Origin of the sequence: Enterobacter sp. 342, from assembly GCF_036663495.1 — a bacterium.
GTDB lineage: Bacteria > Pseudomonadota > Gammaproteobacteria > Enterobacterales > Enterobacteriaceae > Enterobacter.
Window position 1 is genome coordinate 66,497 of the sequence record NZ_JAWUEI010000004.1, and the last position, 26,402, is coordinate 92,898.

A 26,402-nucleotide genomic window follows, 5' to 3' on the forward strand; every position below is an offset into this window, starting at 1 on the left:
CGATGAATAAGCATAACGAGAACGACGTGGCTGAACCTTCACGTCGTCGGTTGTTGAAAGGCGTGGGGGCGCTGGGGGGCGCTTTTGCTCTGGCCGGAGGGTGCCCGGTGGCGCATGCAGCAAAGGCGCAAAGTGCACCTGGCACGCTGTCCCCTAATGCTCGCATGGAGACGCAGCCGTTTTACGGTGAACATCAGTCGGGAATTCTGACACCCCAGCAGGCGTCGATGATGCTGGTGGCGTTTGACTCACTGGCAAGTGATAAAGCTGATCTGGAGCGTCTGTTCCGTCTGCTGACGACACGTATCGCATTTCTCACCGCAGGCGGGCCGGCACCGGAAACGCCAAATCCGCGTCTTCCGCCAATGGATTCCGGTATCCTGGGGCCGTTTATCGCCCCGGATAACCTGACGATGACCGTTTCGCTCGGTGAATCGCTGTTTGATGCGCGCTACGGACTGGCAAAACAGAAGCCAAAAGCGCTGCAGAAAATGACGCGTTTCCCGAATGACTCGCTGGATGCGGCTCTCTGTCACGGTGACCTGCTTCTGCAGATTTGCGCCAATACCCAGGACACGGTGATCCACGCTCTGCGGGACATCATCAAGCACACGCCGGATCTGTTGAGCGTGCGCTGGAAGCGGGAAGGGTTTATCTCAGATCATGCTGCCCGCAGCAAAGGGAAAGAGACGCCGGTTAACCTGCTGGGCTTTAAGGACGGTACGGCCAACCCGGACAGCCACGATGGTGCGCTGATGAAGGCGGTGGTGTGGGTTACTTCCGAACAGGGCGAACCAGCATGGGCAGTCGGGGGAAGTTATCAGGCCGTGCGGATTATTCAGTTCCACGTGGAGTTTTGGGATCGCACGCCACTCAAAGAGCAGCAGACGATTTTTGGTCGTGATAAGCAGAGTGGGGCGCCGCTCGGCATGAAGAACGAACATGATGTGCCCGACTACGCCAGCGATCCCAATGGCGATGTGATTGCGCTGGACAGCCATATTCGTCTGGCCAATCCGCGCACCAAAGAGACGCAATCCAGCCTGATGATGCGCCGTGGCTACAGTTACTCTCTGGGCGTAACCAACTCCGGTCAACTCGATATGGGCTTGCTGTTTGTCTGTTATCAGCATGATCTGGAGAAAGGGTTCCTGACCGTACAGAAGCGGTTAAACGGCGAAGCGCTGGAAGAGTACATTAAACCTATCGGCGGCGGCTATTTCTTCGCCCTGCCAGGTGTACGCGATCAACACGCGTATCTCGCTCAAGGGCTGATTGAAGCCTGATCACTGTCCCTGCGCCACGTCGCAGGGACATTATTTTTTCATATGACGATTCTGTTGTTATATTTCTGTAATATTTCTGTATGAGACTGATTTCAACTGTAGGGACAGTCTTAAAGGTTGCAATCAGGTAAAATAAATGTTGCATTTATGCTAACACCTGATGTAATTAAGATAAGACAGCGGTAGTTCCCGGCAGTGATGCTGAATCACTATGGAGATCGCGAATGGTTGCGTCCTGTACTGGACAAGGTAAACACAACAACCGCAGCACCCGGCGCGGAGGCTCAGACTCCGGCAGCGATTTCCTCACCACTAAATTCTCCCCCCTTCCTCAAGAATCTGATTCGACCGACGTGCAGAACGGTGCGCGTAGCTGTTCCGTATCGTCATCCGATAAAGCAAGCAATGGCTTACAAGGAAGCCAACCCTCTGATGTTCGTGCGCATAATCGTGCTGAAACTGGCGCGTGTGATGAATACCAACAACTCAAGGTGCTATCCATGGGAAGACAAAAAGCAGTGATCAAAGCTCGTCGCGAAGCAAAACGTGTGCTGAGACGGGATTCACGTAGCCATAAACAGCGTGAAGAAGAATCGGTCACCTCGCTTGTGCAGATGAGTGGCGTAGAAGCAATTGGCATGGCGCGGGACAGCCGTGATAATTCTCCAATTGTGGCGCGCAATGAGGCTCAGGCGCACTACCTGAATGCTATCGAGAGTAAACAGCTCATCTTTGCAACCGGTGAAGCCGGATGCGGGAAAACCTGGATCAGTGCGGCCAAAGCGGCGGAAGCGCTGATCCATAAGGACGTGGAGAGGATTATTGTTACCCGTCCGGTACTGCAAGCTGATGAAGATCTCGGCTTCTTGCCCGGAGACATTTCGGAGAAGTTTGCCCCATACTTCAGGCCCGTCTACGACGTGCTGGTGAAACGACTGGGGGCTTCCTTTATGCAGTACTGCCTGCGGCCAGAGATTGGCAAGGTGGAAATCGCGCCGTTCGCCTATATGCGCGGACGTACATTTGAAAATGCGGTCGTCATTCTTGACGAGGCTCAGAACGTGACCGCTGCGCAAATGAAGATGTTTTTGACGCGCCTCGGGGAGAACGTGACGGTTATCGTCAACGGCGATATTACCCAGTGTGACCTGCCATCCGGCGTGAAATCCGGACTGAGCGACGCTATGTCACGTTTTGAGGAAGATGAGATGATTGGGGTGGTCCGCTTCACCAAAGATGACTGCGTGCGGTCGGCGCTGTGTCAGCGCACGCTGCAAGTCTATTCCGACTAAAGGTAAAACATCACCGTTTTACCTCTCTTCTGCAATCCCTTCCCGGCGTAATGCCGGGAAGTTTCGTTTATTCCTTAGCAATACTCTCGCTTGGTTTTTATCACTCTCACCGAAATGTGATGTCTATTTGTGATATCCACAAAATACCTATGAATATCATGATCTCGCTAACTTTTTGCTCAATTTTAAACGTGAATGCTGTCACATAATGTTACTAAGATGTAAAAATTAAGTTGGTGTCTTGTGAGCGATTATCTATGTTTCGTACTGATTCAAACAACATTCTAAAAAGAAAATCCCCTGGGGAACCGTTTCCCTGGAACATCACGTTGAGGGTCGTACATGAACGAACTGGTTGGTGCAATTAACGGTGTTATCTGGAGCCCGGCGTTAATATTCTTATGTCTGGGTGTCGGTCTCTATTTCTCATTGCGTAGTCGTTTTTTACAATTACGTCATATAAAACATATGATTACTTTGATGTTCCAGGGGCGTCCTACTGATGCAGGCGTATCGTCTTTCCAGGCTTTGACGATGACACTGGCAGGGCGTGTAGGGACCGGGAACATTGCTGGTGTAGCCACCGCAATCACCTTTGGCGGACCAGGCGCACTTTTCTGGATGTGGATCGTGGCTTTTTTGGGGGCCAGTTCTGCTTTTGTCGAATCGACATTAGGCCAGGTTTATAAAGAAAAAATTAACGGTGAATACCGTGGCGGTCCTGCCTTTTATATTGAAAAAGGATTAGGGGTAAAATGGTATGCATGGTTATTTGCAGTAGTCACGATTTTCTCCTGCGGCTTATTACTGCCGGGAGTGCAGGCAAACTCGATTGGTGCCAGTCTGGATATTGCTTTTGGGCTTGATACAAATGTCACGGCGGCATTACTTGCTGTACTGTTAAGTTTTATTATTTTCGGTGGCGTGAAAAGGATCGCCAGTTTTAGCAGTATGGTCGTTCCTTTTATGGCGCTTGGTTATATTATTGTGGCTTGCGTGATTATCGCCATTAATATTACCCAGCTCCCTGCTGTTATTCTGTTGATTTGGAAAAGTGCTTTTGGTCTTGAAGCAGGCTTTGGCGCCATTCTGGGTCAGGCTATCATGTGGGGGGTTAAGCGCGGAGTCTATTCCAACGAGGCGGCGCAAGGTACCGGGCCGCATGCATCATCTGCGGCGGCAGTGAGCCATCCGGTGAAACAGGGGCTGGTTCAGGCATTCTCGGTCTATATCGACACGCTGTTTGTCTGCTCCGCGACCGGTTTTATGCTGTTGATCACCGGTCTGTATAATGTTCAGGGCGTTGATGGCGCAGCCCTCTACACCGGTATTTCAGGTGTGGCGGCAGGGCCTGGCTATGTGCAGACGGCGATGGAAAGTATGATGCCAGGCTTTGGTAATTACTTTGTTGCTATTGCGCTGTTCTTCTTCGCCTTCACCACGATTATTGCCTACTACTATATTGCTGAAACCAATATCGCCTACATCAACCGTAAAATTCACCGTCCGTGGCTGACCTTCTTGCTCAAACTATGTCTGATGGCTTCCACGGTGTATGGCACAGTCCGCACGGCGGATCTGGCATGGGGGCTGGGGGATATTGGAGTAGGGCTGATGGCATGGCTCAACATTATTGCCATCGTGCTGTTGCATAAAAAAGCGTTTGCCAGTCTTAAGGATTATGAAATTCAGAATGCGCAAGGTCTTGATCCGCAATTTGATCCGATTCGCCTGGGGATTAAAAATGCCGATTACTGGCTGGAAGAGCGTAACAATGAACCGGTTGCGAATCCGGGTCAGACGTCTTCTCTCGTGAGTGAGCAGAACGCAGGGAAACTGAACAGTTAATCGTGGTAGCCCGTATTTTCATGCGGGCTCTTCTTTAAATATGGCGGTGAGGGGGGGATTGACTCGCTTTGCTCGCCCTGCGGGCAGTCTGTTCGCTGCGCTCTCAGTCTGTCCAACTGGCTGTTGCCAGTTGTCGAACCCCGGTCGGGGATTCTCATCCCCCCGCAGCGTGCAATATGCGAAAAAAAAGCCCGTACTTTCGTACGAGCTCTTCTTCAAATATGGCGGTGAGGGGGGGATTCGAACCCCCGATACGTTGCCGTATACACACTTTCCAGGCGTGCTCCTTCAGCCACTCGGACACCTCACCATATTGTTTTGCTGCCTGACCGCTTGGGGGGCAACGGGGCGCTACTATAGGGAGTTGCGCTATAACGGTCAAGCAGATTTTCTGCTTTAGTGCCTGTTCGGTTAAGCCTTAATCAGCTCATGTCGCTTAGAGCCGGATTAACGCTGTGAATCGAGCACTTCGCTGTTTTTAACCACGTCCTGTGCTTTGCCATAGCTTTCGATCAACAACTGATAGGCCGGGAAGATATGGGTATACACTTCAGCCCATGCGGCGGCATCTTCACGGTTCCAGGTCCGCTGGATTTCTGAAGCAACTGCCGCTGTATCCATTGGCACCACGCCAGCCTGGACTACACGAGCCAGTGTGATCTCCTGAGCCATTTTGCTGTAGGTACCGGATGCATCGATCACTGCAAAGACTTTATAGCCATCCGCAACCGCGCTGATCGACGGAAAAGCCATGCAAACGCTGGTGATGGTGCCCGCGATAATCAACGTGCTGCGCCCGGTGGCTTTTACTGCCGCCACAAATTCCGGGTTATCCCAGGCGTTAATCTCTCCTTTACGTGGCACGTACTGCGCATGCGGCGCGTTGGCGTGGATTTCCGGGATTAACGGTCCATTCGGCCCCTGTGGTACGGAAGCAGTGGTAATGACCGGGATCTTCGCCAGGGTTGCGATCTTAGCCAGCGCTGCCGCTCGGGCTCGTAACTCTGGCATTGGCATATCCCCAACGGTCTGGAACAGACCGCTCTGGTGATCGATAAGCAACATCACCGCATCGTTAACATCAATGACCGGGCGTGCTCCTTTAAAATTTGCAGGTGTAGACATTTTCTTCTCCTCAATGTTGATCAGATCTGGCCGAAATGACCGGAGTTGAAATCACGAATGGCTTCCGCGATTTCCGTTTTCGTGTTCATGACAAACGGGCCATAGCCCACAATAGGTTCGTTCAGCGGCTCACCCGCCATCAGCAGCACTTTTGCATCGCTACTGGCTTCCAGATGCACTTTGTCGCCTTGCTGGCTTAAGACGACCAGTTGCGCTTCACCCGCTTCAGCCGTGCCGTTTACCGTGACGTTGCCTTCCAGTACCACCAGTGCGGTGCTCCAGCCTTCCGGCTGATTGAACGTGAGATGACTGCCCTGATTCAGCGTGAAATCCCAGACGTTTAACGGTGAAAAGGTGTGCGCCGGGCCTGTCACATCCTGGTAGCGACCAGCAATAACCCTCAGCGTGCCGCTGTTATCCGGCAGCGTAACAACCGGGATCGTGTCTTTCGTGATGCTCTGATAGCCCGGCGTCGCCATCTTGTCTTTCGCAGGCAGGTTGACCCACAACTGCATCATTTTCAGTTCTCCGCCTTTCCGGGAGAACGCACTGGAATGGAACTCCTCGTGCAGAATGCCTGCACCTGCGGTCATCCACTGCACATCGCCAGGGCCGATCACGCCGCCTTTGCCCGTAGAGTCGCGATGCTCCACTTCACCGGAATAGACGATGGTGACCGTTTCAAAACCCCTGTGAGGGTGTTGGCCTACGCCGCGTTTCGCACCATTTGCCGGGAAGGTGTACGGGCCCGCGTAGTCCAGCAGAAGGAACGGGCTGAGAGGCTCGCCGTGCGTCTGGTAAGAAAACATCGAACGTACCGGGAAACCATCGCCAACCCAGTGCTGACGGGGAGCGGTATAAACACCTGTTACGTTTTTCATGATTAACTCCTGCTGCTCTGTTGATGTAATTAGCTTATATTCAGGGTTAATATCCCGGTAGATAGTGAAAATGACATTCACTGTTCTGAAAATGGAACAATGGAGGCGTATGCAGGATCTCAATGATTTTGTGTGGTTTGTGAAGGTGGTGGATTACGGTGGGTTTGCGGCGGCAGGAAGGGCGCTTGATCTGCCAAATCCAGGCTAAGCCGCCGGATAGCGCAGCTGGAAGAGCGACTTGGCGTGCGGCTCATCCATCGAACCACCCGACAGTTTACGGTGACCGAGGTTGGGCAGACCTTCTATCAGCACTGTAAAGCGATGATGGTGGAGGCGGAGGCTGCGGAGGAAGCCGTTGCGGCGTTGCAGGCTGAACCGCGCGGTATTGTCAGGATCACCTGTCCGGTGACATTGCTGCATGTTCACGTGGGACCCATGCTTGCGCGATTTATGGTTCGTTACCCGGGCATCAATCTTCAACTCGAAGCGACCAATCGGCGGGTCGATCTGGTCGGGGAGGGCATTGATGTGGCGATCCGTGTTCGTCCGCGTCCGTTTGATGACAGCGATCTGGTATTACGTGTCCTGGCGGACAGGGGACATTGCCTGGTAGCTGGCCCCCAGTTGATTGAACGCAGGGGTAACCCAGTGATGCCTTCTGAACTCAGCGAATGGCCAGGGTTAAGTATGGGAGCCGGAAAGCAGGTGCATAAATGGGAACTCACCGGGCCGGAAGGGGCAAAAGCCGAGATCCATTACACTCCGCGCTTTATTACCACTGATATGCTGGCGCTACGGGAAGCGGCGATGGCGGGTGTGGGGGTGGTACAGCTACCGATTTTGATGGTTAAGGATCAGTTGGCTTCAGGTGAACTGATTCGGGTGCTTGAAGCGTGGGAACCCAGACGGGAAGTGATTCACGCCGTTTATCCCTCCAGACGAGGTTTGCTGCCGTCTGTCAGGACGCTGGTGGATTTTCTCATCGAAGAGTATGCGAAGATGGTTGAAGAGTAGTTTTTCCATCTCCCTTGGGGAGGGGTCAGACCGCACCGAGTTGCCTTTGGCACCGGGGGGGATTGACTCGCTTTGCTCGCCCTGCGGGCAGCCTGTTCGCTGCGCTCTCAGTCTGTCCAACTGGCTGTCGCCAGTTGTCGAACCCCGGTCGGGGATTCTCATCCCCCCGCAGCGTGCAACATGCAAAAAAAAGCCCGCATTTTCATGCGAGCTCTTCTTTAAATATGGCGGTGAGGGGGGGATTCGAACCCCCGATACGTTGCCGTATACACACTTTCCAGGCGTGCTCCTTCAGCCACTCGGACACCTCACCATATTGTCATCCCGTTGTTGTCGGGACGGGCGCTAATGTAAGGAAAAGCCGAACCGCCGTCAACCCACTTTTTCAGTAATTTAGCGCGTTTAGACAAACTTCAGACAACCTGATTCCTAAATGTGCTGAAAGCGCCTCTTTTATCAGCAACGCGGTTCCCCCATAAATTTGTTATGCTGGCAATCCACTTGAAAACGAAAACAAAACAGCGCAATAAAAGGCAGGAATGACCATGGATATACTCTTCTATCACCCTACGTTTGATACCGCTTACTGGATTAAGGCACTTTCGGCGGCGTTGCCTGGTGCACGCGTTCGCGAATGGAAGCGGGGTGATAACGAACATGCTGACTACGCGCTGGTCTGGCATCCGCCGGTAGAAATGCTGCAGGGCCGTAAACTGAAAGCTGTCTTTGCCCTGGGGGCCGGTGTGGACTCCATTCTGAGCAAACTGAAGGCACACCCTGAAATGCTGCCGGAAGATATTCCTCTTTTTCGCCTCGAAGACACCGGTATGGGCCAGCAGATGCAGGAGTATGCCGTGAGCCAGGTACTGCACTGGCTCCGTCGCTTTGATGACTATCAGGCATTAAAACAGCAATCCCACTGGGAACCGCTGCCAGAGTATCAACGTGAAGATTTTACTATCGGTATTCTCGGGGCTGGTGTGCTCGGCTCAAAAGTGGCTGAAGCGCTGGCGCCGTGGGGCTTCCCGCTGCGTTGCTGGAGTCGCAGCCGTAAGAACTATCCTGGCGTTGAGAGTTATGCCGGAACAGATGAACTCCCGGCGTTTTTGAAGGGCACGCGTGTGCTGATCAACCTGCTGCCAAATACGGCGGAAACGGTCGGCATTATTAATAGTGCGCTTCTCAATCAGTTGGCAGATCACAGTTACGTGATGAACCTGGCGCGCGGGGTCCATCTGGTGGAGGCCGATCTGCTCAAAGCCCTCGATAGTGGCAAGGTGAAAGGCGCGATGCTGGATGTGTACAGCCGTGAGCCGTTACCAACAGAAAGCCCTCTGTGGGCACATCCGCGCGTGGCGATGACACCGCACATCGCCGCTGTGACTCGTCCGGCAGAAGCGGTGGCCTATATTACGCACACCATCAGTGAGATAGAGCAGGGCAGCGCGGTGACCGGACAGGTTGACAGGCAGCGCGGTTACTGAGAGAAACCCGGCGATAGCCGGGTTTTTGCTAATATTCGCAGCAGATAACTGCTATCCTTTGGAAAAACCGCAGAGGAGAAAGAGATGTATCCCGTTGACCTGCATATGCACACCGTCGCCAGTACCCACGCGTATAGCAACCTCCATGATTATATCGCGCAAGCAAAGCTTAAGGGCATCAAGCTTTTTGCGATCACCGATCATGGCCCGGATATGGCAGATGCGCCGCACTACTGGCATTTTGTGAATATGCGGATTTGGCCGCGTCTGGTTGACGGCATTGGGATACTGCGTGGCATTGAGGCGAACATCAAAAATACCGACGGTGAGATCGACTGCACCGGCCCGATGCTGACTTCCCTTGACCTTATCCTCGCCGGTTTCCATGAGCCGGTTTTCCCTCCCCAGGATAAAGAGACAAACACCACGGCGATGATTGCCACTATTGCCAGCGGCAATGTGCATATTATCAGCCACCCGGGTAACCCGAAGTACCCGATTGATATTCAGGCTGTCGCTCAGGCGGCAGCGAAACACCTCGTAGCGCTGGAGATTAATAACTCCTCCTTTGTTCACTCGCGTAAGGGCAGTGAAGCAAACTGCCGTGAAGTGGCCGCTGCTGTGCGTGATGCCGGAGGCATGCTGGCACTGGGCTCTGATTCTCATACCGCGTTTACGCTGGGGGATTTTAGTGAGTGCCTGAAAGTGCTTAATGACGTTAATTTCCCGGAAGACAGGATCCTGAACGTGACACCACGCCGTATGCTTGATTTCCTGGTGTCGCGCGGAATGGAACCGATTACCGAATTTGCCGATCTTTAATTGAGTAATGGAATAAAAAAATGAATGAGTTTTCCATCCTTTGCCGCGTGCTGGGTACGCTTTATTATCGCCAGCCGCAAGACCCGCTGTTGGTTCCCCTCTTTACGTTAATTCGTGAAGGTAAACTGGCGCAGAACTGGCCGCTGGAACAGGATGAGTTACTGGAACGTCTGCAAAAAAGCTGCGATATGCAGCAGATCTCAACTGATTACAACGCGCTGTTCGTCGGTGAAGAGTGTCGTGTTTCACCCTACCGTTCTGCCTGGCAGAAAGGGGCGACAGAAGCGGAAGTCCGTGCTTTCCTCTCTACGCGCGGTATGCCGTTGAGCGATACCCCAGCCGACCATATTGGTACGCTTCTCCTGGCCGCATCCTGGATCGAAGATAACGCCGGTGACGATGAGAATGAAGCCATCGAAACCTTGTTCGAAACGTATCTGTTGCCATGGGTCGGAACGTTCCTTGGCAAAGTCGAAGCACATGCGACTTCGCCATTCTGGAGAACGCTGGCTCCGCTGACCCGAGACGCCATCGCGGCAATGTGGGATGAGCTGGAAGAAGAAAACGAAAAGTGATTTAGATCACATTAATTATGCAACTCTACATTTTTACTTGCACGTAATGTGCTTGTGATCTCATTTCTATGGTGCGCTTCTGCTAAGATGCGCACCATGAACATATTACTTTGTATCGCATTAACCACTGGCATTCTCTCTGGACTTTGGGGATGGGTTGCTGTGTCTCTCGGGCTGCTCAGTTGGGCTGGGTTTCTTGGCTGCACGGCCTATTTCGCCTGCCCACAGGGTGGTGTCAAAGGACTCTTTATTTCAGGCTCCACGCTAATGAGCGGTGTGATCTGGGCACTGGTGATTATGAAAGGCAGCGCACTGGCCCCGCATCTGGAGATGCTGGGGTATGTCATGACGGGCGTGGTTGCATTTTTGATGTGCATTCAGGCAAAGCATCTGCTGCTTTCGTTTGTGCCAGGAACCTTTATGGGGGCGTGTGCGACCTTTGCAGGGCAGGGTGACTGGAAGGTAGTTGTGCCCTCGCTGGCGCTGGGGTTGCTGTTTGGCTATGCCATGAAGAACAGCGGTCTTTGGCTGGCAGCTCGACGGGAAAAAGCGCAAAACATCACTGCGGTGAGTGAATAAAAAAAGGCGAGATGATTATCTCGCCTTTTTTATGTGCTTCCTGTCAGGATTCCGGAGGAACCGACATATCACGGTATTTCACCAGTATCGGGTTCTGCACGTCTGCTTTATTTTGCAGATCCCACAACCCGCGATCGATACCATCGTTGATTAAGAAGATAACGCCGGTTTCAATGGCTGACATCAGACACATCATGACCGGTTCGTTAGAGGTATAACCAATTTCACCCTCCAGCAAACGCTGGTAGTCGATGAAGCGGAATACCCCAGCCTGCACTTCATAAGACAGTATGGTTTTGCTGGTGTTTACTGAAGAGAGTACTTCACCGGTACTGACGTTGACGACACGCAGGTTAACGGCGATTTGGTCGAGTTGATACTGGGTATCAGCACCGATACCAAAGTAACGCGCTCCTGCACCACCTGATTTCACGTTACTTTCGTAACCGATAATCGAACCTTCAATCATGACATTCGCGGCTGCCAGAGATTGCAGAGGCATCCGGTTATTGTCCGCGACGGTGCCATTTTCCTGCGCTGCACGAATAATTTTCCGCTCATTCAACAGGTTCTGTAGCCCCTGGCGTTCCAGAGGAATAAACCAGTGTGAATCCTTGAGCGCGGTAACCAGCATGGCGGTGGCGCTTTGCGGTACGGCCGTAGAGAAGTTACTTGCCGGGTAAGGTTTAAATTGCCCGGTTTCATCCTGAATGTTGTAAACAGAGACAAATATCTTACCGGTTGGTGACGGTAAATGTGTTAAATCGCGATAACTTTGGGCCCGAGGCATTAATGTTGGTTTTGCAGCTTCTTTAGGTGGAGCAGTTAAACAACCGCTCAATAAGCACACTGCAACAAATATCAGGAAGCGCTGCATGATCATTGTCCTTATTCTGCTGTTGTTTAGAAGTCAGTTGAGTTAGTTTGTAGACCGGAAACCTGAATCGTTGAGGTTTTTCCGGTTTTACGGTCGGTAACATTCAACTGGAGCTGTCCGTCCCTGTTGGCGATGTCGACAATAAAGTCGTTCGTCACCATTCGACCGGGTTTGCCGGTATTAATATTGGTGAGTAAACCACCTAAAATCTGCGACTGGATAGCCTGGGTGAAGTTGTCCAGTGCGGACGGGGTATCGACGCTAAAATCCTTAAAGCTTGGATCTTTATAAGAATTTTGTGCCTGAGCTTCATTCAACATGAAGGCACCGTTATTAGGGTTTCCCCCAAAATTAGGGTTCCGGAACTGAAACGTCATATTTCCGGCCCAGCTTATGGGTGTTATTAGCATTATCGAAACAACTGCATATGCAATACGCATGACAGCCTCCGCATATCGGTTCGCTAGAACTCGTCTTTTGCTAAATCGCTGGTGCTTAATAGGGCTTTATCTATTTGCAGGCGATTAATAGCGTCTTCTGATTGAGCCAGTGCAATGGCGACGTTTTTATCGAAGTCCATTTTTGTGGGGAATAAAAACGTTTGGAAAATAACGTCCTGATTAGCCGTTATTGTGATCCAACTTCCCCATCGTGCACTGGGCCGCTCGTTGATTGTTATGTTTCCGGTATAAGTACTGTCCCATTTATCGCTGAAGGCACGGTAAAAACTGTGCCCGATAGAGGAGACTGTATGGTCCGTTAACAACCCGGGAACTTCGACCTCGACGGCCTTCAGGTTCCCGGCAGCGAGCAAGAAACTCGCTGCGGCGATCCAACTTAACGTGCGCTTCATGTGATTAACGCCTGAGGTTATCGTTTGCCCATGAAACCGCCTGAGTTCGGTTTTTTACAGCTATCTTCTTGAAAAGATTATAAAGGTGCGTCTTAACCGTATTTTCGCTGATAAATAACGAACGGGCGATTTCAATATTTGAAGCACCAATGCGTAACTTGTTCAGGATCTCTTTCTCACGGTGCGTTAGCAGTGCTGATTCTGAACTGTTGTAGCGATAATTTCCGGAGTGCGTGATGAGATAGCTGGCAAGTTTTTGCGAGAAATAACATTCCCCGCGCAATATACCCTGCAGGCCTTCCACCACCCGATCTTCTTCTTCAGTGACGTAGAAAACGCCATTGATATGCGGCCAGCTTTCAATATCTCTGAAAGGATACTCATCAGGCGTATTCAACAATAGCACGCGGATATTATTGTTTTTCCTGCTTAAAATATCCTGCCAGTAATGGATAAGCTTTTTATCAGCTTCCATCATATCGAGAAGAATAATGCTGCCAGGTGCAATATCATCAAAAGAACGTTGAATATTATGCAATTTCCCGTTCAGTGATAAAGTTTGCTTTAAATGTTGTAATAAAGCTGTCGCTTGCAAAGAAGGTTTTGTGATCAACAGTAATGTATGACCATGTAAACTATGGACTTCATTATACATGATGAAACCCCACTTTTTTTAGGCACCTGACAGTTGTCCTCCTGCGAAAAGAGGACACCAGAAGTACTGACAGATGTTGCACTGCTGTGTGTAGAATCAGACCATAACCTCCACAGGGAGGTAAATATAAAACCAATTTCGTACATCTAATTTCAATCTAGCTTTTACGAAGTTTAAAGCAAGTGTTAAACATGTAACATAATGTAAAAATCAATATTAATTTGTGAAATTTGACGTTTTTGAACATCGGTATTTGATAGGAAAGTTGTACACGTAAATATGTATGCACAGATTTTAAAAATCATACAAATATTTGTATTAGATTGATTTTATTATAAATTAATTATTTTTATTTGATTGAGATTAGGTGTGAGTTACCGGTTTTTTCTAAGCCATGGAGTGAGCGAGTTTCTGTCTTAAGAAAACACGCTTCGTGTCACGCGATGAAAAAAATGACATCCTGCCGTTACGTTTAAACAAAGCGGAATGAAGCATGGACAGCCTTTTCCATGTTGTACAACCTGACAGAAAGAATCCTTCAATAAAAAAATAAACGCTCCTGTTTAAAGCGAATTTTTACGTAAATTACTACTTTGTGGTGACCCGATAAATAAAAATAATCCGCGTGGGTGAGATATTTAAAATGTTTCAGCGGACATACTCTTCACCGTAACGACGCGTTAACGTATCACGAGTCGTTTTAACAACATATTTGTTACATGGTTATGGAGTACTTAAATAGCCAGGTCCAGGGTGACAACATGAAAAACACATCGTTATTTATGATGTTTACATTACTGGGTGCGCCTGGATTTGTAACCGCGGCTAATTCAGATTTAGCGAGAGCTGAATATAATTTCGCGGTTAACGAATTAAGTCTTTCATCTTTAAATCAGGCAGCCATTATTGGTCAACGAGGCATTTTTAATGACGCTCAGGTTAACCAGGACGGTTCAAAACTATTATCTATAGTTTCCCAGGATGGGGCAGGTAACAGAGCGAGAGTTGATCAATCAGGGAGTTACAATATGGCCTGGATCGATCAAAGCGGCAACGGGAACGATGCAGGTATTACGCAAGATGGATACGGTAATAGTGCGAAAATTATCCAGAAAGGGTCGGGTAATAGAGCAAATATTACGCAGTACGGTACACAGAAAACCGCAGTTGTAGTGCAGAAACAGTCGCAAATGGCAATTCGCGTCATCCAGCGCTAACTATTTCGCGACGACTTTAATCAATCCGATGGGGGTTTACCATGAAATTTTTCAAAGTGGCAGCACTCGCAGCAATCGTTGTTTCTGGTAGTGCAATGGCTGGCCTGATTGATCAGGGCGGATGGGGTCATGGACATGGTCATGGACATGGCGGATACAGCGGTCCTAATTCAACCCTGAATATTTACCAGAACGGTGGCGGTAACTCTGCTGTGGCTTTGCAGACAGATGCCAGAAATTCAGTTCTGAATATTAGCCAGACCGGTGGCGGTAACGGTGCTGATGTTGGTCAGGGGTCTGATGACAGTAAAATTAACCTGACCCAGAACGGTTTCGGCAACAGTGCAACACTTGATCAGTGGAACAGTAAAAAATCGACTATGAATGTTAGCCAGTACGGTGGCCTTAACGGCGCATTGGTCGACCAGACTGCTTCTAACTCAACTGTCAACGTTACCCAGATTGGTTTTGGTAACCACGCGACAGCTCATCAGTACTGATACTGAAATCTGTGCTACAAAAAAACAGGGCATCCGCCCTGTTTTTTTTCGGGAGTTCATCATGAATACCTTAATTCTCCTCGCTGCGCTTTCCAGCCAAATCACGTTTAAAACGTCACAACAGGAAAATATGACCACTATTATTCCGCAGGTCACTCTGACGGAGTCGTGCGATTGCCAGGTTCAGATTGTCTCTGTGCGGGAAGGGCAGAGTGGGCAAAGTTCTTCGCGGCAGCAAAATACACTTTTTATACCCGCTAATCAGACGATTGATTTAATGCGGTTGAGTTTAAATATTGACGCGGGGGATACGGTAAAAATCGTTGTCACCATTACTGATGGAAAGTCGCTTCATTTATCACAACAATGGTCTCCGGCGGAGAAGAGCTTATAATCATTCATTAAATCAATATGTTATGAATGTGGCGAGCCGACGGCGTTGAGCTATGCTGATATCAGGAACTGAGTAGTGATGTTCCGTAACGCGAGCCTTCGTTTGCCTTAATGAAGCGCGTTTACCCCTCAAGGACGATTTTCATTGAGGAGTGTATATAATGACCAAATATTTTGCTCAGCTTGCTACAGGCTTGGGTTTGATCGCTTCTGCTTTCATTCTCCCCGCTTATTCAGCCACCATTGCAAATGGTGGGGTAATTCATTTTCGTGGTGCCATTGTTGCAGACCCTTGTGAAGTCACGCCGCAACAGCGACAGTTTGCAATGTCATGTCCGGAAAAAAACCGTATGCAAACGCGGATGGTCAGTTATGAAGAGGCGCTTAATGGCACGGTAACCGATTCCAGCCTCGCCACTCTCAGCATGAAATACCTTAATCCTGAAAAAACACTCGCGGTTGTTCAGATTCAGTATCGCTAATTCACTCTTTCGCTCTCCGGCAGAAGAGGATGTTGTCTGATAGTTTTTTCTCCCTGGCTCCTCTGCGATACACTTAAGAAAAAGGCGGGTTGCAGAGGGGTTTTATGAAACCGCAAATTGAAATCATTCATGGCGATATTACGACCATGCACGTCGACGTCATCGTCAATGCGGCTAATCCATCCCTGATGGGAGGCGGTGGGGTGGACGGTGCTATTCACCGGGCTGCGGGGCCACAGTTACTGGAGGCCTGCAAAGTCGTGCGTCAACAGCAGGGCGAATGCCCGCCGGGTCATGCGGTGATCACGCTTGCGGGTAATCTTCCTGCCAAAGCGGTTATTCATGCTGTAGGTCCCGTCTGGCATGGTGGTGACCAGCATGAAGCAAGTCTTCTGGAAGAGGCATACCGAAACTGTCTGCGCCTGGCTGCCGACAATGGCTATAAGACGATGGCGTTCCCGGCCATCAGCACCGGCGTGTATGGCTATCCGAAAGCGGCTGCAGCGACTATCGCTGTAGAAACCGTTTACCGATATCTGTCGCTCAAACCGATGCCGGAAAAGGTTATCTTTGTCTGTTTTGATGAAGAAACCACACATCTTTATCAACGGCTTCTGACTCAGCGTGGGCAGGAATCAGAAACCTGAAACAAGGGTGGCGCACTCAGTGCGCCGCCGTTGTTAATGACGCTTTCGCGGGTGGCTTTCCTGAAAACAGGAAACGCAGGAGCGGGATCCGCAGATGGATCTCATAGAGTATGATGGCAACCCCTACCACAAACACCAGTCCAGTAAAGAAACCCAGTGTGTTGGATGCAATATGCGGTGTGATGTAAGCCCCGAAGAACAGCGTGAGGGGATGGTGCACAAGATAGATAAACAGCGATGCATTAACGAAGTAGGTCACGCGGCTGGACTTAAAGTTCAGCAAGCGGTGGCCCAGAGCGAATACTACATTGACCATCCACAAGCCCAGCAGCATGGTGATCACGCTCTCCGTTTCATACATCCAGGCGTCGCCGCTACCGTAGCGCTGATTCAGCAGATAAGCCGCAAACGCGAGGGTGGCCCCCAATGCGCACCACGGTGACGGGGCGATAAACAGCGATTTAAGCTTCGGATAAATAAATGCCAGTGCGCCGATTAAAAAGAATGGAATGTAGAACAGCGATTGCATCACTACGAAATTAAATAACCCATCACTTAAAATCGGCGGATAGACGATAAATAAGGTACGTCTCAAGGCGGCGTAGGCGATCCCCAGCAGCAAAAAGAGTACGGACAGTTTACCCAGCGTAATGTCGGCGAAGAAGGTATCGGCTCTGTTGCTCAAATGATGGCGCAGGCGGCTGAAAATCAACACACTGACCGTTGTGAGCACTACCAGAACCAGCAGGAACCAAAGGTGGGACACCAGCTCCCAAACCAGCGTGTTGTACTTTTCATACAGAGACAGATTCGGCCAGTTCTCCGCCTTGCCTTTGACGTATTGCAACATAATGAACTGCGGTAGCGTCAGCAGCGGAATGGCGGTCAACATGGGGATACCCACGCGCTCCACGCGCACTTTCCACCAGCGTTTGAGCGGGTAGCGCAGAAAAAGCATATAAGAGAAGTAACCTGAAATGACAAAAAACACCTGCATGCGGAAGGCGTGAATAAAGTCATTAAACAGTGTCAGCCACCATGAAGGCGTCAGGCTGTTCACATGCCAGGTATGACTGGAGTAAATCAGCGAAATGTGGAAGGGGATCCCCAATAGCATCAGCCATGCCCGGATCGAGTCGAGGAAATATTCACGTTCTATCGGTGTTGTGCTCATATAACTTTGTGCATTCTCAGACTTTTCGCCTTATCCCTAAGACTCATAATGGTTACATTCGAAGCCAACCCTACACCAAGACCGACACCCTGTCTCCAGGATAAGCACGCAAAGTGAATAGCGGGTTCTTTCATTTGCTTAATCCATGAGCCAGCAGCTGAACAAAGCAGTGATAATGTTGTCGGATTGCCTGAGTTTCCATTAAAATGGATCGGATCGATATAAGCACACAAAGGGGGAAGTGCTTACTTATTATGAAACATAAACCACAGATGATGAAAATGCGTTGGTTAGGTGCTGCAGTCGTGTTATCACTGTATACCTCATCGGCACTGGCCTTTAACATCGATGATGTCGCAAAACAGGCAAAATCGATGGCAGGCAAGAGCTACGAAGCGCCAAAAAGCAACTTGCCCTCCGTTTTCCGCGACATGAAGTATGCGGACTATCAGCAGATCCAGTTCAATCACGACAAAGCGTACTGGAACAATATTAAGACCCCGTTCAAGCTCGAGTTTTATCATCAGGGTATGTACTTCGACACGCCTGTTGCCATCAATGAAGTGACGGCAACAGCTGTACGTAAGATCAAGTACAGCCCGGATTATTTTAATTTCGGCGATGTGCAACACGACAAAGATACGGTTAAAGATCTGGGCTTCGCAGGCTTCAAGGTGCTTTACCCGATCAACAGTAAAGATAAAAACGACGAAATCGTCAGCATGCTTGGGGCCAGCTACTTCCGCGTGATTGGCGCGGGGCAGGTTTACGGGCTTTCTGCGCGTGGTCTGGCTATTGATACCGCGCTGCCATCAGGTGAAGAGTTCCCACGTTTTCGCGAGTTCTGGATTGAACGTCCAAAACCAACGGACAAACGTCTGACTATTTATGCTCTGCTGGATTCCCCACGTGCGACAGGTGCATATCGCTTTGTGATTATGCCTGGACGTGACACGGTCATTGACGTGCAGTCGAAAGTTTACCTGCGTGATAAAGTGGGCAAACTGGGCGTTGCGCCACTGACCAGTATGTTCCTGTTTGGACCAAACCAGCCGTCACCGGCGACTAACTTCCGCCCGGAACTGCACGATTCCAATGGCCTGTCTATTCATGCCGGTAACGGCGAGTGGATCTGGCGACCGCTGAATAACCCGAAACATCTGGCGGTAAGCAGTTTTGCGATGGAAAACCCGCAAGGTTTTGGTCTCCTGCAACGTGGCCGTCAGTTCTCCCGCTTTGAAGATCTGGACGACCGCTATGACCTGCGTCCAAGTGCCTGGGTCACACCGAAAGGTGACTGGGGTAAAGGGAAGGTGGAGCTGGTTGAAATTCCAACCAACGATGAAACCAACGATAACATCGTCGCTTACTGGACACCGGATCAACTGCCGGAAGCCGGTAAAGAGATGAACTTCAAGTACGCCATTACCTTCAGCCGCGATGAAGATAAGCTGCATGCGCCGGATAACGCGTATGTCATGCAGACTCGTCGCTCAACGGGTGATGTGAAACAGTCTAATCTTATTCGTCAACCTGACGGCACTGTGGCCTTCGTCGTGGACTTCACTGGTCAGGACATGAAGAAACTGTCACCGGATACCGCCGTTGCCGCTCAGGCCAGCATCGGTGATAACGGTGAAATCGTTGAGAATACCGTGCGTTACAACCCGGTAACGAAAGGCTGGCGTCTGACTCTGCGTGTGAAAGTGAAAGATCCAAAGCAGACCACTGAAATGCGTGCTGCGCTGGTCAGTGACGATCAGCCGCTGAGTGAAACCTGGAGCTATCAGCTACCTGCCAATGAATAATACATCTGAATATATTGATGCCATGCCGCTGACGGATATCGAAAAAGCGGCACTGCCTAAGAGCGACATCCGCGCGGTTCATACCGCGCTGGATGGCGAACATCATCAGTTTTCCCGGGATGATGATTCGCCGCTGGGGTCAGTTAAGGCTCGTCTGGAGCAGGCATGGCCAGACTCGCTGGCAGAAGGGCAGTTGATTAAAGACGACGAAGGACGCGATCAGCTTCAGGCGATGCCGAAGGCTACGCGTTCATCAATGTTCCCCGATCCGTGGCGCACCAACCCGGTTGGCCGCTTCTGGGATCGCCTGCGCGGACGTGATGTGACACCGCGCTATCTGTCTCGCCTGACGAAAGAAGAGCAGGCCTCCGAACAGAAATGGCGTACCGTGGGGACAATCCGTCGTTACATCCTGCTGCTTCTGACGCTGGCACAGACGGTTGTCGCGACCTGGTATATGAAAACCATTCTGCCTTACCAGGGCTGGGCGTTCATCAACCCGACTGACATGATGGGACAGGATCTCTGGGTCTCCTTTATGCAGTTGCTGCCGTATATCCTTCAGAGTGGCATTCTTCTGCTGTTCGCTGTCCTGTTCTGCTGGGTATCGGCCGGTTTCTGGACCGCGCTGATGGGCTTCCTGCAATTGCTGATGGGGCGTGACAAATACAGCATTTCGGCGTCAACGGTCGGGGATGAACCCCTTAATCCTGAGCACCGTACTGCGCTGATTATGCCTATCTGTAACGAAGACGTTGACCGTGTATTTGCGGGGCTGCGTGCGACCTGGGAGTCCGTTAAGGCGACCGGAAACGCGGAGCATTTCGACGTTTACATCCTGAGCGACAGTTACAACCCGGATATCTGCGTTGCAGAGCAAAAAGCCTGGATGGAGCTGATTGCGGAAGTGCAGGGCGAAGGTCAGATCTTCTACCGCCGCCGTCGTCGTCGTGTTAAGCGTAAAAGCGGTAATATCGATGACTTCTGCCGTCGCTGGGGTAATCAGTACAGCTATATGGTTGTGCTGGATGCTGACTCCGTCATGAGCGGTGACTGCCTGAGCGGTCTGGTGCGCCTGATGGAAGCCAACCCGAACGCCGGTATTATTCAGTCGTCGCCAAAAGCATCTGGTATGGACACGCTCTATGCGCGCTGTCAGCAGTTCGCCACCCGTGTTTACGGGCCGCTGTTTACCGCGGGTCTGCACTTCTGGCAGTTGGGTGAATCGCACTACTGGGGTCACAACGCCATTATCCGCGTGAAACCGTTCATCGAACACTGTGCGCTGGCACCGCTGCCGGGTGAGGGTTCGTTTGCTGGTTCTATTCTGTCGCATGACTTCGTGGAAGCGGCGCTGATGCGTCGTGCTGGCTGGGGCGTCTGGATTGCCTACGACCTGCCGGGTTCATATGAAGAGTTGCCGCCAAACCTGCTGGATGAGCTCAAACGTGACCGCCGCTGGTGTCATGGTAACCTGATGAACTTCCGCCTGTTCCTTGTAAAAGGGATGCACCCGGTTCACCGTGCGGTGTTCCTGACGGGCGTGATGTCTTATCTCTCCGCACCGCTGTGGTTTATGTTCCTTGCGCTCTCTACAGCGCTGCAGGTAGTGCATGCCCTGACGGAGCCGCAATACTTCCTGCAACCGCGCCAGCTGTTCCCGGTGTGGCCGCAGTGGCGTCCGGAGTTGGCTATTGCGCTGTTTGCCTCCACTATGGTGCTGCTGTTCCTGCCTAAACTGCTCAGTATCATCCTGATCTGGTGCAAAGGTTCGAAAGAGTACGGCGGTTTCTGCCGCGTGACCCTTTCACTCCTGCTGGAAGTGCTGTTCTCCGTACTGCTGGCGCCGGTGCGTATGCTGTTCCATACCGTGTTTGTGGTCAGTGCGTTCCTGGGCTGGGAAGTGGTCTGGAATTCACCGCAGCGTGATGACGACTCGACGCCGTGGAGTGAAGCCTTTATGCGTCATGGCTCGCAACTTCTGCTGGGCCTGGTGTGGGCGGCCGGGATGGCGTGGCTGGATCTGCGCTTCCTGTTCTGGCTGGCACCGATTGTTTTCTCCTTGATTCTGTCTCCGTTTGTATCGGTCATCTCCAGCCGCTCAACGGTTGGCCTGCGTACCAAACGCTGGAAGCTGTTCCTGATCCCGGAAGAGTATTCCCCGCCGCAGGTACTGGTCGATACCGACAAATATCTGGAGCAGAACCGCAATCGCACGCTGGATGATGGTTTTATGCACGCCGTGTTTAACCCGTCATTCAACGCCCTGGCAACGGCGATGGCGACTGCACGCCACCGCGCCAGCCAGGTGCTGGAGATTGCTCGCGATCGTCACGTTGAACAGGCGCTGAACGAGACACCGGAAAAACTCAACCGTGACCGCCGTCTGGTACTGTTGAGCGACCCGGTCACGATGGCGCGCCTTCACTACCGCGTGTGGTCCGCTCCGGAGAAATACTCTTCGTGGGTCAACTACTATAAAGGGATTACGCTTAATCCTCTGGCGTTGAAGGCGAAGTAAGTTGTTAAGTAGGGCGGGCAGAGGCTCCGCCCGCCAAATAAAATACCGGCTGCGAAGCCGGTATTTTTTTAGAGGTTAGAGATGAGAATAATCATCGTCGTCTTGATGGCATGCCTGCTCAGTGGCTGCGGCAGTATCATCAGCCGCACCATTCCAGGGCAAGGTCACGGAAATCAGTATTACCCGGGCGTGAAATGGGATCTCCGTGATTCCGCATGGCGCTACCTGACCGTGCTCGATCTACCATTCTCGCTGATTTTCGACACGCTGTTGTTGCCCATCGATGCCAGCCACGGCCCTTACGAATAGCGGAAATTAACGTTCGTCCCACTCATCGGCTGCGGTTTGACCCTCTTCCGTATCCAGCGGTGGTTCGAGCTGAAATTCGCCCTCGTCCCACTCATGAAGAGTATTTTCTTCCAGCCATTCCTGCCGTAGCTCGATTTCGTCATAGTCGCCGTCAAAGACGGCCTGCGCACCTTCACCGCTCAGGATCGGCAAACATTCCCCTTCTTCACCCTCTTCAGCAAAGAATTCGGCCTGCCACATAATATCTCCATCCTGCAGAACATATTTTTGGATATTTAGTTGCTGCACGTCAGCATCTTCTTCCTCAATGTCAGGGTTATCGGCGAGGAATTCTTCACGAGCGGCATCAATAGCTTCTTCCAGCGTGGCGTACATGGTCATTGGTGTCTCCCTGTTTTCCAGAAGGTTTCAGGGAAAGAATAGCTGAATATCGTATTCTGCAAGTATGAATGCAAAAATAAGCTGTCAGGCGTTCGTGTTATTCCGTCACTGGCCGCAACGCGCGGGATAAACTGAACCACGAATAAATCGCGTTGAACAGCACTACACCAGCCGTCACGATAAAGACCGCGCGAAAACCGAAGCTTGCGGAAATCCCGGCCCCGATAAGCGGCCCGGTGACGTTACCGATGTCACGAAATGACTGGTTATAGCTAAAGATTCGCCCGGCTATCTGATTCGTGGAGTTGTAGACCAGCAGGGTCTGGACGGCGGGGAGTAACGCCCCATCGGCAGCGCCCAGCAAAAAGCGCAGCACGCCCAGTTGCCATGGGGATTGCACCATCGACATGGGGATAAGCAACAGGACGGAAATTACCAGCGCACAGATCAGGACCTTTTCCGGGCCCACACGGTCTCCCAGCTTACCCAACCTCGGGGCACTAAGCAGCGCCGCCACGCCTGGTACGGAAGCAATAAGTCCACTGATAAACGCAATATTGCTGACATTACCCGCCAAATCGCGAACGTACAGCGTCAGAATTGGGGCAATCGAACCGGTAGCCACCTGAATGATCAGGGTCGTCACGAACAGGCTCAGCACCAGTCTGGGGTTTTTCAGTGAGGTAAGAACATCCCTTGCATGAAGCATCTCTTTTTTGGCGACAGGCGTGAAGTTTTCCCGAATACAGATCAACGTGACGACAAAGCACAGGAAAAGCACGCTGGCGGTGATGAAAAAGACGGGCCGCAAGCCGTAATTATCCGCCAGCAATCCACCGGCCAGTGGCCCCAGTAAGGCACCGCTCACGCCACCCGTTGAAAGCGTCCCCAGTGCCCAGCCACTCTTGTGACGCGGAATTTGGGTGGCGATCAGGGCATTCGCATTGGGAATAAATCCGCCGAGCAAGCCCAGTAACGCGCGCAAGATCAGGAACTGCCAGACGTTCTGCGCAATCCCCATCAATGCCATGATAATGGCCATCCCCAGCGCCGAGCGTAGCAGCATAATTTTACGCCCCTTACGATCAGCAAGGCCGCCCCAGAAGGGCGAGGCAATAGCGGAAAAGAGAAACGTGATGCTGAACACCAGGCCAGACCACATATTGAGTGCGCTATGGCCCGATACGCCCAGTTGCTCGACGTAGAGAGGCAGGAAAGGCATGACCAGGCTAAACGCCGCGCCGGTAAGAAAACAACCAAACCATGCAACTGCGAGGTTACGTTTCCAGTTTATGGGGGCATCTGAGGGTGACATAACAATCCGCGTAATGAGGTGCAGAGCACCTGAAGCTTGAAGTAATAAGCCTGCTAATTATGCGCCTGGGTTATGGTTGCTGCAATGAGGAGGAGCTTTAAATGCTAAAACAGCATGCGGCCATGAAGGCCGCATGTGAATTAATAGCGGGAAGGTGTGCCTTGTGGCCGCGTTTTAAAGCGACGGTGCAACCACATATACTGCTCCGGCGCGAGCATAATGCACTTCTCCACCACGCTGTTCATCCAGCGAGCAGTGGTCTCTGCATCATCCAGCGGTGGCGCGAGTTCAGGTTCCAGCATAATCAGCTCGTAACCAGACCCATCCGGTTTACGCCGGGGAACAAAAGGCACGATGGCGGCTTTGGACATCCTCGCCAGCATCCAGGTACCGGTTGTTGTCGCGGCTTCTTCAACGGCAAAGAAGGGGACAAATACGCTGGATTGCGGACCATAGTCGTGGTCAGGGGCGTACCAGACCACTTCACCTGATTTAAGCGCGCGGATCATGCCCTTCAGATCTTTACGATCGATCATGCTTTTGTTGGAACGCATACGGCCGTTGGTCTGGATTAAATCAATGACCGGGTTGTCATTTGGGCGATAAACGCCAATGCCTGGAGCCTGCATACCAAACATTCGCGCCCCGATTTCCAGCGTCAGAAAGTGTACGCCAATCAGCAGGACACCTGTCTGATTCGCCTGCAGCGTATGCACTGGCTCCATGCCGGTTCCTGTCACTTCACTCCAGCGCGCCATACGTTTGTCCGGCCAAAACCACGCCATACCGGTTTCCATGAGCCCCATACCGACGGATTCGAAATTTTTCGAGACCATGTCATGACGTTCTGACTCGCTCATCTGCGGAAAGCACAACTCAAGGTTGCGGTACGCTATGCTGGCACGACGCTTCATCAGCTTTTGCGCAATACGGCCCAGAGATTTACCCAACCAGAAAATAACAGGGTAGGGAAGTTGCACCAGAAGCCATAAAAAGCCAATGCCAAGCCAGGTCAACCAATAGCGGGGATGCAAAAGGGCGACAGTAAATTTGGGTAACTGGGTCATGTCTTTCCTGTGTTCTAACGTCCTGTTTCGCTATTGTCTCATTTTTTGAGACATAGCCAAAATATCTGCGTTCGAAACGTGCACGAATACAGCAATTGTTAAGCCTGATTAACCAGAGAGAGTGAAATGTAGCGTAAATTGTGTGGATGTAAATTAGCTTTGATTGCTATATCATGCCGACCGATTTTTCATTCTCTCTAACGATCCCAGGACTTGTACACCATGCCAGTGTTACACAACCGCGTTTCGAATGAGATGTTAAAAGCGCGTATGTTGGCTGAAACCGAACCGCGCACAACAATCTCATTCTACAAATATTTCACAATCAATGATCCGCAAGCGACCCGTGATGAACTTTACCAGGCATTCACCACGCTGAATGTCTTTGGACGTGTCTATCTCGCTCACGAAGGGATCAACGCGCAGATTAGCGTACCGGAAAGTAAAGTGAATGCTTTCCGTGACTTCCTTTACCGCTTCGATCCGGCACTTGATGGCTTACGCCTGAATATTGCTCTGGATGATGACGGAAAATCGTTTTGGGTGTTGCGCATGAAAGTGCGTGAACGCATCGTGGCGGATGGCATTGACGATCCTGAGTTTAACCCGGCGGATGTCGGTGATTACCTCAAGGCCGCAGAAGTTAATGCAATGCTGGACGATCCGGAGGCCGTGTTCATTGATATGCGTAACCACTACGAGTACGAAGTGGGGCATTTCGAAAATGCGATGGAAATCCCGGCGGATACTTTCCGCGAGCAACTGCCCAAAGCGGTTGAGATGATGCAGGAACATAAAGATAAGAAGATCGTTATGTACTGCACCGGTGGCATCCGCTGCGAGAAGGCTAGCGCATGGATGAAACACAACGGGTTTAATAAGGTCTGGCACATTGAAGGGGGCATTATCGAGTACGCCCGCCGTGCCCGTGAGCAGGGTTTGCCGGTGCGCTTTATCGGTAAAAACTTTGTCTTTGACGAGCGAATGGGTGAGCGTATTTCTGAAGACGTGATTGCTCAGTGCCATCAGTGTGGCGCACCTTGCGATACCCATACCAACTGCAAAAATGACGGTTGTCATCTGCTGTTCATTCAGTGTCCGACCTGTGCTGAGAAGTTTAACGGTTGCTGTAGCGAACTGTGCAGTGAAGAGAGCATTCTGCCGGAAGAAGAGCAGCGTCGCCGTCGGGCTGGACGGGAAAATGGCAATAAGATTTTCAATAAATCTCGCGGCCGCCTGAATACCAAACTGGGTATCCCCGACCCGGAATAATGGTATCGCCCGGCAAGGTGAAAAC

The 26,402-nt window shown here is 51.2% G+C and carries 26 protein-coding genes, 2 tRNA genes, 1 other RNA gene and 1 pseudogene; 17 read left to right on the plus strand and 13 right to left on the minus strand.

The annotated features are described in order from the left end of the window. Positions 1 to 2 precede the first annotated feature (2 nt). The 3 genes from efeB (at position 3) to V6E55_RS04705 (ending at position 4,426) form a co-directional block, all read left to right on the plus strand. The gene (gene efeB / locus V6E55_RS04695) at positions 3 to 1,286 is read left to right on the plus strand and encodes an iron uptake transporter deferrochelatase/peroxidase subunit (protein WP_316942286.1); all 1,284 of its coding nucleotides are present in this window, start codon (positions 3 to 5) and stop codon (positions 1,284 to 1,286) included. A gap of 500 nt (positions 1,287 to 1,786) precedes the next feature. Then, positions 1,787 to 2,578 (plus strand): phosphate starvation-inducible protein PhoH, encoded by a 792-nt coding sequence (gene phoH / locus V6E55_RS04700; protein ID WP_014831397.1) that lies wholly within the window; start codon positions 1,787 to 1,789, stop codon positions 2,576 to 2,578. A gap of 342 nt (positions 2,579 to 2,920) precedes the next feature. Further along, on the plus strand, positions 2,921 to 4,426 hold the full coding sequence (locus V6E55_RS04705) for an alanine/glycine:cation symporter family protein (protein WP_236920184.1): 1,506 nt from the start codon (positions 2,921 to 2,923) through the stop codon (positions 4,424 to 4,426). Between the two features lie 41 nt (positions 4,427 to 4,467). Here the strand turns inward: V6E55_RS04705 and V6E55_RS04710 are convergent. From V6E55_RS04710 to V6E55_RS04725, 4 genes are all read right to left on the minus strand, one after another. After that, a non-coding RNA gene (locus V6E55_RS04710) (RtT sRNA) lies at positions 4,468 to 4,604 on the minus strand. A 44-nt stretch (positions 4,605 to 4,648) separates the two neighbouring features. Continuing rightward, positions 4,649 to 4,736 (minus strand) — tRNA-Ser (locus V6E55_RS04715). A 137-nt stretch (positions 4,737 to 4,873) separates the two neighbouring features. Beyond that, positions 4,874 to 5,551, minus strand: a complete 678-nt coding sequence (locus V6E55_RS04720; protein WP_316942287.1) for an isochorismatase family protein — start codon at positions 5,549 to 5,551, stop codon at positions 4,874 to 4,876. A gap of 20 nt (positions 5,552 to 5,571) precedes the next feature. Next, entirely contained in the window at positions 5,572 to 6,432 is an 861-nt protein-coding gene (locus V6E55_RS04725; protein ID WP_316942288.1) for a pirin family protein, read from the minus strand. Between the two features lie 109 nt (positions 6,433 to 6,541). On the opposite strand from V6E55_RS04725, the pseudogene V6E55_RS04730 reads away from it, so the two are divergent. Continuing rightward, positions 6,542 to 7,446 (plus strand): annotated as a pseudogene (locus V6E55_RS04730) (LysR family transcriptional regulator). A gap of 225 nt (positions 7,447 to 7,671) precedes the next feature. On the opposite strand, the gene V6E55_RS04735 reads toward V6E55_RS04730, so the two are convergent. Next, positions 7,672 to 7,759, minus strand: a tRNA-Ser gene (locus tag V6E55_RS04735). Between the two features lie 232 nt (positions 7,760 to 7,991). Between V6E55_RS04735 and ghrA the strand changes: the two genes are divergently transcribed. The 4 genes from ghrA (at position 7,992) to V6E55_RS04755 (ending at position 10,906) form a co-directional block, all read left to right on the plus strand. Then, a complete protein-coding gene (ghrA, locus tag V6E55_RS04740) occupies positions 7,992 to 8,930 on the plus strand; it encodes a glyoxylate/hydroxypyruvate reductase GhrA (RefSeq protein ID WP_316942289.1) in 939 nt (312 codons plus the stop codon). Between the two features lie 84 nt (positions 8,931 to 9,014). Further along, positions 9,015 to 9,752, plus strand: coding sequence for a phosphatase (locus V6E55_RS04745; RefSeq protein ID WP_316942290.1), 738 nt, complete (start codon positions 9,015 to 9,017; stop codon positions 9,750 to 9,752). Between the two features lie 20 nt (positions 9,753 to 9,772). Further along, positions 9,773 to 10,327, plus strand: coding sequence for a TorD/DmsD family molecular chaperone (locus tag V6E55_RS04750; RefSeq protein ID WP_316942291.1), 555 nt, complete (start codon positions 9,773 to 9,775; stop codon positions 10,325 to 10,327). Positions 10,328 to 10,423: 96 nt separating this feature from the next. Next, positions 10,424 to 10,906, plus strand: coding sequence for a DUF1097 domain-containing protein (locus V6E55_RS04755; RefSeq protein ID WP_236920180.1), 483 nt, complete (start codon positions 10,424 to 10,426; stop codon positions 10,904 to 10,906). Positions 10,907 to 10,949: 43 nt separating this feature from the next. Here V6E55_RS04755 and csgG read toward each other — a convergent pair whose 3' ends face one another. The 4 genes from csgG to csgD are packed head-to-tail and all read right to left on the minus strand — an operon-like array spanning position 10,950 to position 13,291. Beyond that, positions 10,950 to 11,783 (minus strand): curli production assembly/transport protein CsgG, encoded by an 834-nt coding sequence (gene csgG, locus V6E55_RS04760; protein WP_025755858.1) that lies wholly within the window; start codon positions 11,781 to 11,783, stop codon positions 10,950 to 10,952. Between the two features lie 26 nt (positions 11,784 to 11,809). After that, entirely contained in the window at positions 11,810 to 12,223 is a 414-nt protein-coding gene (csgF, locus tag V6E55_RS04765; protein WP_114978245.1) for a curli production assembly/transport protein CsgF, read from the minus strand. A 23-nt stretch (positions 12,224 to 12,246) separates the two neighbouring features. Continuing rightward, positions 12,247 to 12,636 (minus strand): curli production assembly/transport protein CsgE, encoded by a 390-nt coding sequence (csgE, locus tag V6E55_RS04770; protein WP_114978244.1) that lies wholly within the window; start codon positions 12,634 to 12,636, stop codon positions 12,247 to 12,249. Positions 12,637 to 12,640: 4 nt separating this feature from the next. Next, positions 12,641 to 13,291, minus strand: a complete 651-nt coding sequence (gene csgD, locus V6E55_RS04775; RefSeq protein WP_114978243.1) for a biofilm master transcriptional regulator CsgD — start codon at positions 13,289 to 13,291, stop codon at positions 12,641 to 12,643. A gap of 761 nt (positions 13,292 to 14,052) precedes the next feature. Between csgD and csgB the strand changes: the two genes are divergently transcribed. The 5 genes from csgB (at position 14,053) to ymdB (ending at position 16,530) form a co-directional block, all read left to right on the plus strand. Further along, positions 14,053 to 14,508 carry a curli minor subunit CsgB gene (gene csgB, locus V6E55_RS04780; RefSeq protein WP_114978377.1) on the plus strand — a complete coding sequence of 152 codons (456 nt, stop codon included), beginning with the start codon at positions 14,053 to 14,055 and terminating at the stop codon, positions 14,506 to 14,508. A 41-nt stretch (positions 14,509 to 14,549) separates the two neighbouring features. Beyond that, positions 14,550 to 15,008 (plus strand): curli major subunit CsgA, encoded by a 459-nt coding sequence (gene csgA, locus V6E55_RS04785; RefSeq protein WP_129996122.1) that lies wholly within the window; start codon positions 14,550 to 14,552, stop codon positions 15,006 to 15,008. A gap of 61 nt (positions 15,009 to 15,069) precedes the next feature. Then, positions 15,070 to 15,402 carry a curli assembly chaperone CsgC gene (gene csgC / locus V6E55_RS04790; RefSeq protein ID WP_316942292.1) on the plus strand — a complete coding sequence of 111 codons (333 nt, stop codon included), beginning with the start codon at positions 15,070 to 15,072 and terminating at the stop codon, positions 15,400 to 15,402. A gap of 160 nt (positions 15,403 to 15,562) precedes the next feature. After that, entirely contained in the window at positions 15,563 to 15,883 is a 321-nt protein-coding gene (locus V6E55_RS04795; protein WP_129996120.1) for a type 1 fimbrial protein, read from the plus strand. A 104-nt stretch (positions 15,884 to 15,987) separates the two neighbouring features. Next, complete coding sequence (gene ymdB, locus V6E55_RS04800; RefSeq protein WP_114978239.1) at positions 15,988 to 16,530, plus strand: O-acetyl-ADP-ribose deacetylase; 543 nt, start codon at positions 15,988 to 15,990, stop codon at positions 16,528 to 16,530. A gap of 16 nt (positions 16,531 to 16,546) precedes the next feature. On the opposite strand, the gene mdoC is transcribed toward ymdB, so the two are convergent. Next, a complete protein-coding gene (mdoC, locus tag V6E55_RS04805; RefSeq protein WP_114978238.1) occupies positions 16,547 to 17,704 on the minus strand; it encodes a glucans biosynthesis protein MdoC in 1,158 nt (385 codons plus the stop codon). A 254-nt stretch (positions 17,705 to 17,958) separates the two neighbouring features. Between mdoC and mdoG the strand changes: the two genes are divergently transcribed. The 3 genes from mdoG to V6E55_RS04820 all read left to right on the plus strand — a co-directional run bounded on the left by mdoG (position 17,959) and on the right by V6E55_RS04820 (position 22,342). Next, a complete protein-coding gene (gene mdoG, locus V6E55_RS04810) occupies positions 17,959 to 19,512 on the plus strand; it encodes a glucans biosynthesis protein MdoG (protein WP_114978237.1) in 1,554 nt (517 codons plus the stop codon). After that, positions 19,505 to 22,033: a glucans biosynthesis glucosyltransferase MdoH gene (gene mdoH, locus V6E55_RS04815; protein WP_129996118.1), complete on the plus strand. Its 2,529-nt coding sequence runs from the start codon at positions 19,505 to 19,507 to the stop codon at positions 22,031 to 22,033. Before mdoG ends, mdoH begins: the two co-directional genes overlap by 8 nt. An 81-nt stretch (positions 22,034 to 22,114) precedes the next feature. Continuing rightward, positions 22,115 to 22,342, plus strand: coding sequence for a YceK/YidQ family lipoprotein (locus V6E55_RS04820; protein WP_008500835.1), 228 nt, complete (start codon positions 22,115 to 22,117; stop codon positions 22,340 to 22,342). A 6-nt stretch (positions 22,343 to 22,348) separates the two neighbouring features. Here the strand turns inward: V6E55_RS04820 and V6E55_RS04825 are convergent, their stop codons facing one another. From V6E55_RS04825 to V6E55_RS04835, 3 genes are all read right to left on the minus strand, one after another. Beyond that, positions 22,349 to 22,723 (minus strand): MysB family protein, encoded by a 375-nt coding sequence (locus V6E55_RS04825; RefSeq protein ID WP_114978235.1) that lies wholly within the window; start codon positions 22,721 to 22,723, stop codon positions 22,349 to 22,351. Positions 22,724 to 22,820: 97 nt separating this feature from the next. After that, positions 22,821 to 24,038: a multidrug efflux MFS transporter MdtG gene (mdtG, locus tag V6E55_RS04830; protein WP_129996117.1), complete on the minus strand. Its 1,218-nt coding sequence runs from the start codon at positions 24,036 to 24,038 to the stop codon at positions 22,821 to 22,823. A gap of 140 nt (positions 24,039 to 24,178) precedes the next feature. After that, complete coding sequence (locus tag V6E55_RS04835) at positions 24,179 to 25,105, minus strand: Kdo(2)-lipid IV(A) acyltransferase (RefSeq protein WP_316942293.1); 927 nt, start codon at positions 25,103 to 25,105, stop codon at positions 24,179 to 24,181. A 222-nt stretch (positions 25,106 to 25,327) separates the two neighbouring features. On the opposite strand from V6E55_RS04835, the gene trhO reads away from it, so the two are divergent. Next, the gene (trhO, locus tag V6E55_RS04840; protein ID WP_208594645.1) at positions 25,328 to 26,377 is read left to right on the plus strand and encodes an oxygen-dependent tRNA uridine(34) hydroxylase TrhO; all 1,050 of its coding nucleotides are present in this window, start codon (positions 25,328 to 25,330) and stop codon (positions 26,375 to 26,377) included. Positions 26,378 to 26,402 lie beyond the last annotated feature (25 nt).

What these genes read in the sequence shown, in the direction of transcription:
- efeB (WP_316942286.1), top strand. Translation starts at nt 3, where the DNA reads ATGAATAAGCATAACGAGAACGACGTGGCTGAACCTTCACGTCGTCGG.
- phoH (WP_014831397.1), top strand. Translation starts at nt 1,787, where the DNA reads ATGGGAAGACAAAAAGCAGTGATCAAAGCTCGTCGCGAAGCAAAACGT.
- V6E55_RS04705 (WP_236920184.1), top strand. Translation starts at nt 2,921, where the DNA reads ATGAACGAACTGGTTGGTGCAATTAACGGTGTTATCTGGAGCCCGGCG.
- V6E55_RS04720 (WP_316942287.1), bottom strand. Translation starts at nt 5,551, where the DNA reads ATGTCTACACCTGCAAATTTTAAAGGAGCACGCCCGGTCATTGATGTT.
- V6E55_RS04725 (WP_316942288.1), bottom strand. Translation starts at nt 6,432, where the DNA reads ATGAAAAACGTAACAGGTGTTTATACCGCTCCCCGTCAGCACTGGGTT.
- ghrA (WP_316942289.1), top strand. Translation starts at nt 7,992, where the DNA reads ATGGATATACTCTTCTATCACCCTACGTTTGATACCGCTTACTGGATT.
- V6E55_RS04745 (WP_316942290.1), top strand. Translation starts at nt 9,015, where the DNA reads ATGTATCCCGTTGACCTGCATATGCACACCGTCGCCAGTACCCACGCG.
- V6E55_RS04750 (WP_316942291.1), top strand. Translation starts at nt 9,773, where the DNA reads ATGAATGAGTTTTCCATCCTTTGCCGCGTGCTGGGTACGCTTTATTAT.
- V6E55_RS04755 (WP_236920180.1), top strand. Translation starts at nt 10,424, where the DNA reads ATGAACATATTACTTTGTATCGCATTAACCACTGGCATTCTCTCTGGA.
- csgG (WP_025755858.1), bottom strand. Translation starts at nt 11,783, where the DNA reads ATGCAGCGCTTCCTGATATTTGTTGCAGTGTGCTTATTGAGCGGTTGT.
- csgF (WP_114978245.1), bottom strand. Translation starts at nt 12,223, where the DNA reads ATGCGTATTGCATATGCAGTTGTTTCGATAATGCTAATAACACCCATA.
- csgE (WP_114978244.1), bottom strand. Translation starts at nt 12,636, where the DNA reads ATGAAGCGCACGTTAAGTTGGATCGCCGCAGCGAGTTTCTTGCTCGCT.
- csgD (WP_114978243.1), bottom strand. Translation starts at nt 13,291, where the DNA reads ATGTATAATGAAGTCCATAGTTTACATGGTCATACATTACTGTTGATC.
- csgB (WP_114978377.1), top strand. Translation starts at nt 14,053, where the DNA reads ATGAAAAACACATCGTTATTTATGATGTTTACATTACTGGGTGCGCCT.
- csgA (WP_129996122.1), top strand. Translation starts at nt 14,550, where the DNA reads ATGAAATTTTTCAAAGTGGCAGCACTCGCAGCAATCGTTGTTTCTGGT.
- csgC (WP_316942292.1), top strand. Translation starts at nt 15,070, where the DNA reads ATGAATACCTTAATTCTCCTCGCTGCGCTTTCCAGCCAAATCACGTTT.
- V6E55_RS04795 (WP_129996120.1), top strand. Translation starts at nt 15,563, where the DNA reads ATGACCAAATATTTTGCTCAGCTTGCTACAGGCTTGGGTTTGATCGCT.
- ymdB (WP_114978239.1), top strand. Translation starts at nt 15,988, where the DNA reads ATGAAACCGCAAATTGAAATCATTCATGGCGATATTACGACCATGCAC.
- mdoC (WP_114978238.1), bottom strand. Translation starts at nt 17,704, where the DNA reads ATGAGCACAACACCGATAGAACGTGAATATTTCCTCGACTCGATCCGG.
- mdoG (WP_114978237.1), top strand. Translation starts at nt 17,959, where the DNA reads ATGAAACATAAACCACAGATGATGAAAATGCGTTGGTTAGGTGCTGCA.
- mdoH (WP_129996118.1), top strand. Translation starts at nt 19,505, where the DNA reads ATGAATAATACATCTGAATATATTGATGCCATGCCGCTGACGGATATC.
- V6E55_RS04820 (WP_008500835.1), top strand. Translation starts at nt 22,115, where the DNA reads ATGAGAATAATCATCGTCGTCTTGATGGCATGCCTGCTCAGTGGCTGC.
- V6E55_RS04825 (WP_114978235.1), bottom strand. Translation starts at nt 22,723, where the DNA reads ATGACCATGTACGCCACGCTGGAAGAAGCTATTGATGCCGCTCGTGAA.
- mdtG (WP_129996117.1), bottom strand. Translation starts at nt 24,038, where the DNA reads ATGTCACCCTCAGATGCCCCCATAAACTGGAAACGTAACCTCGCAGTT.
- V6E55_RS04835 (WP_316942293.1), bottom strand. Translation starts at nt 25,105, where the DNA reads ATGACCCAGTTACCCAAATTTACTGTCGCCCTTTTGCATCCCCGCTAT.
- trhO (WP_208594645.1), top strand. Translation starts at nt 25,328, where the DNA reads ATGCCAGTGTTACACAACCGCGTTTCGAATGAGATGTTAAAAGCGCGT.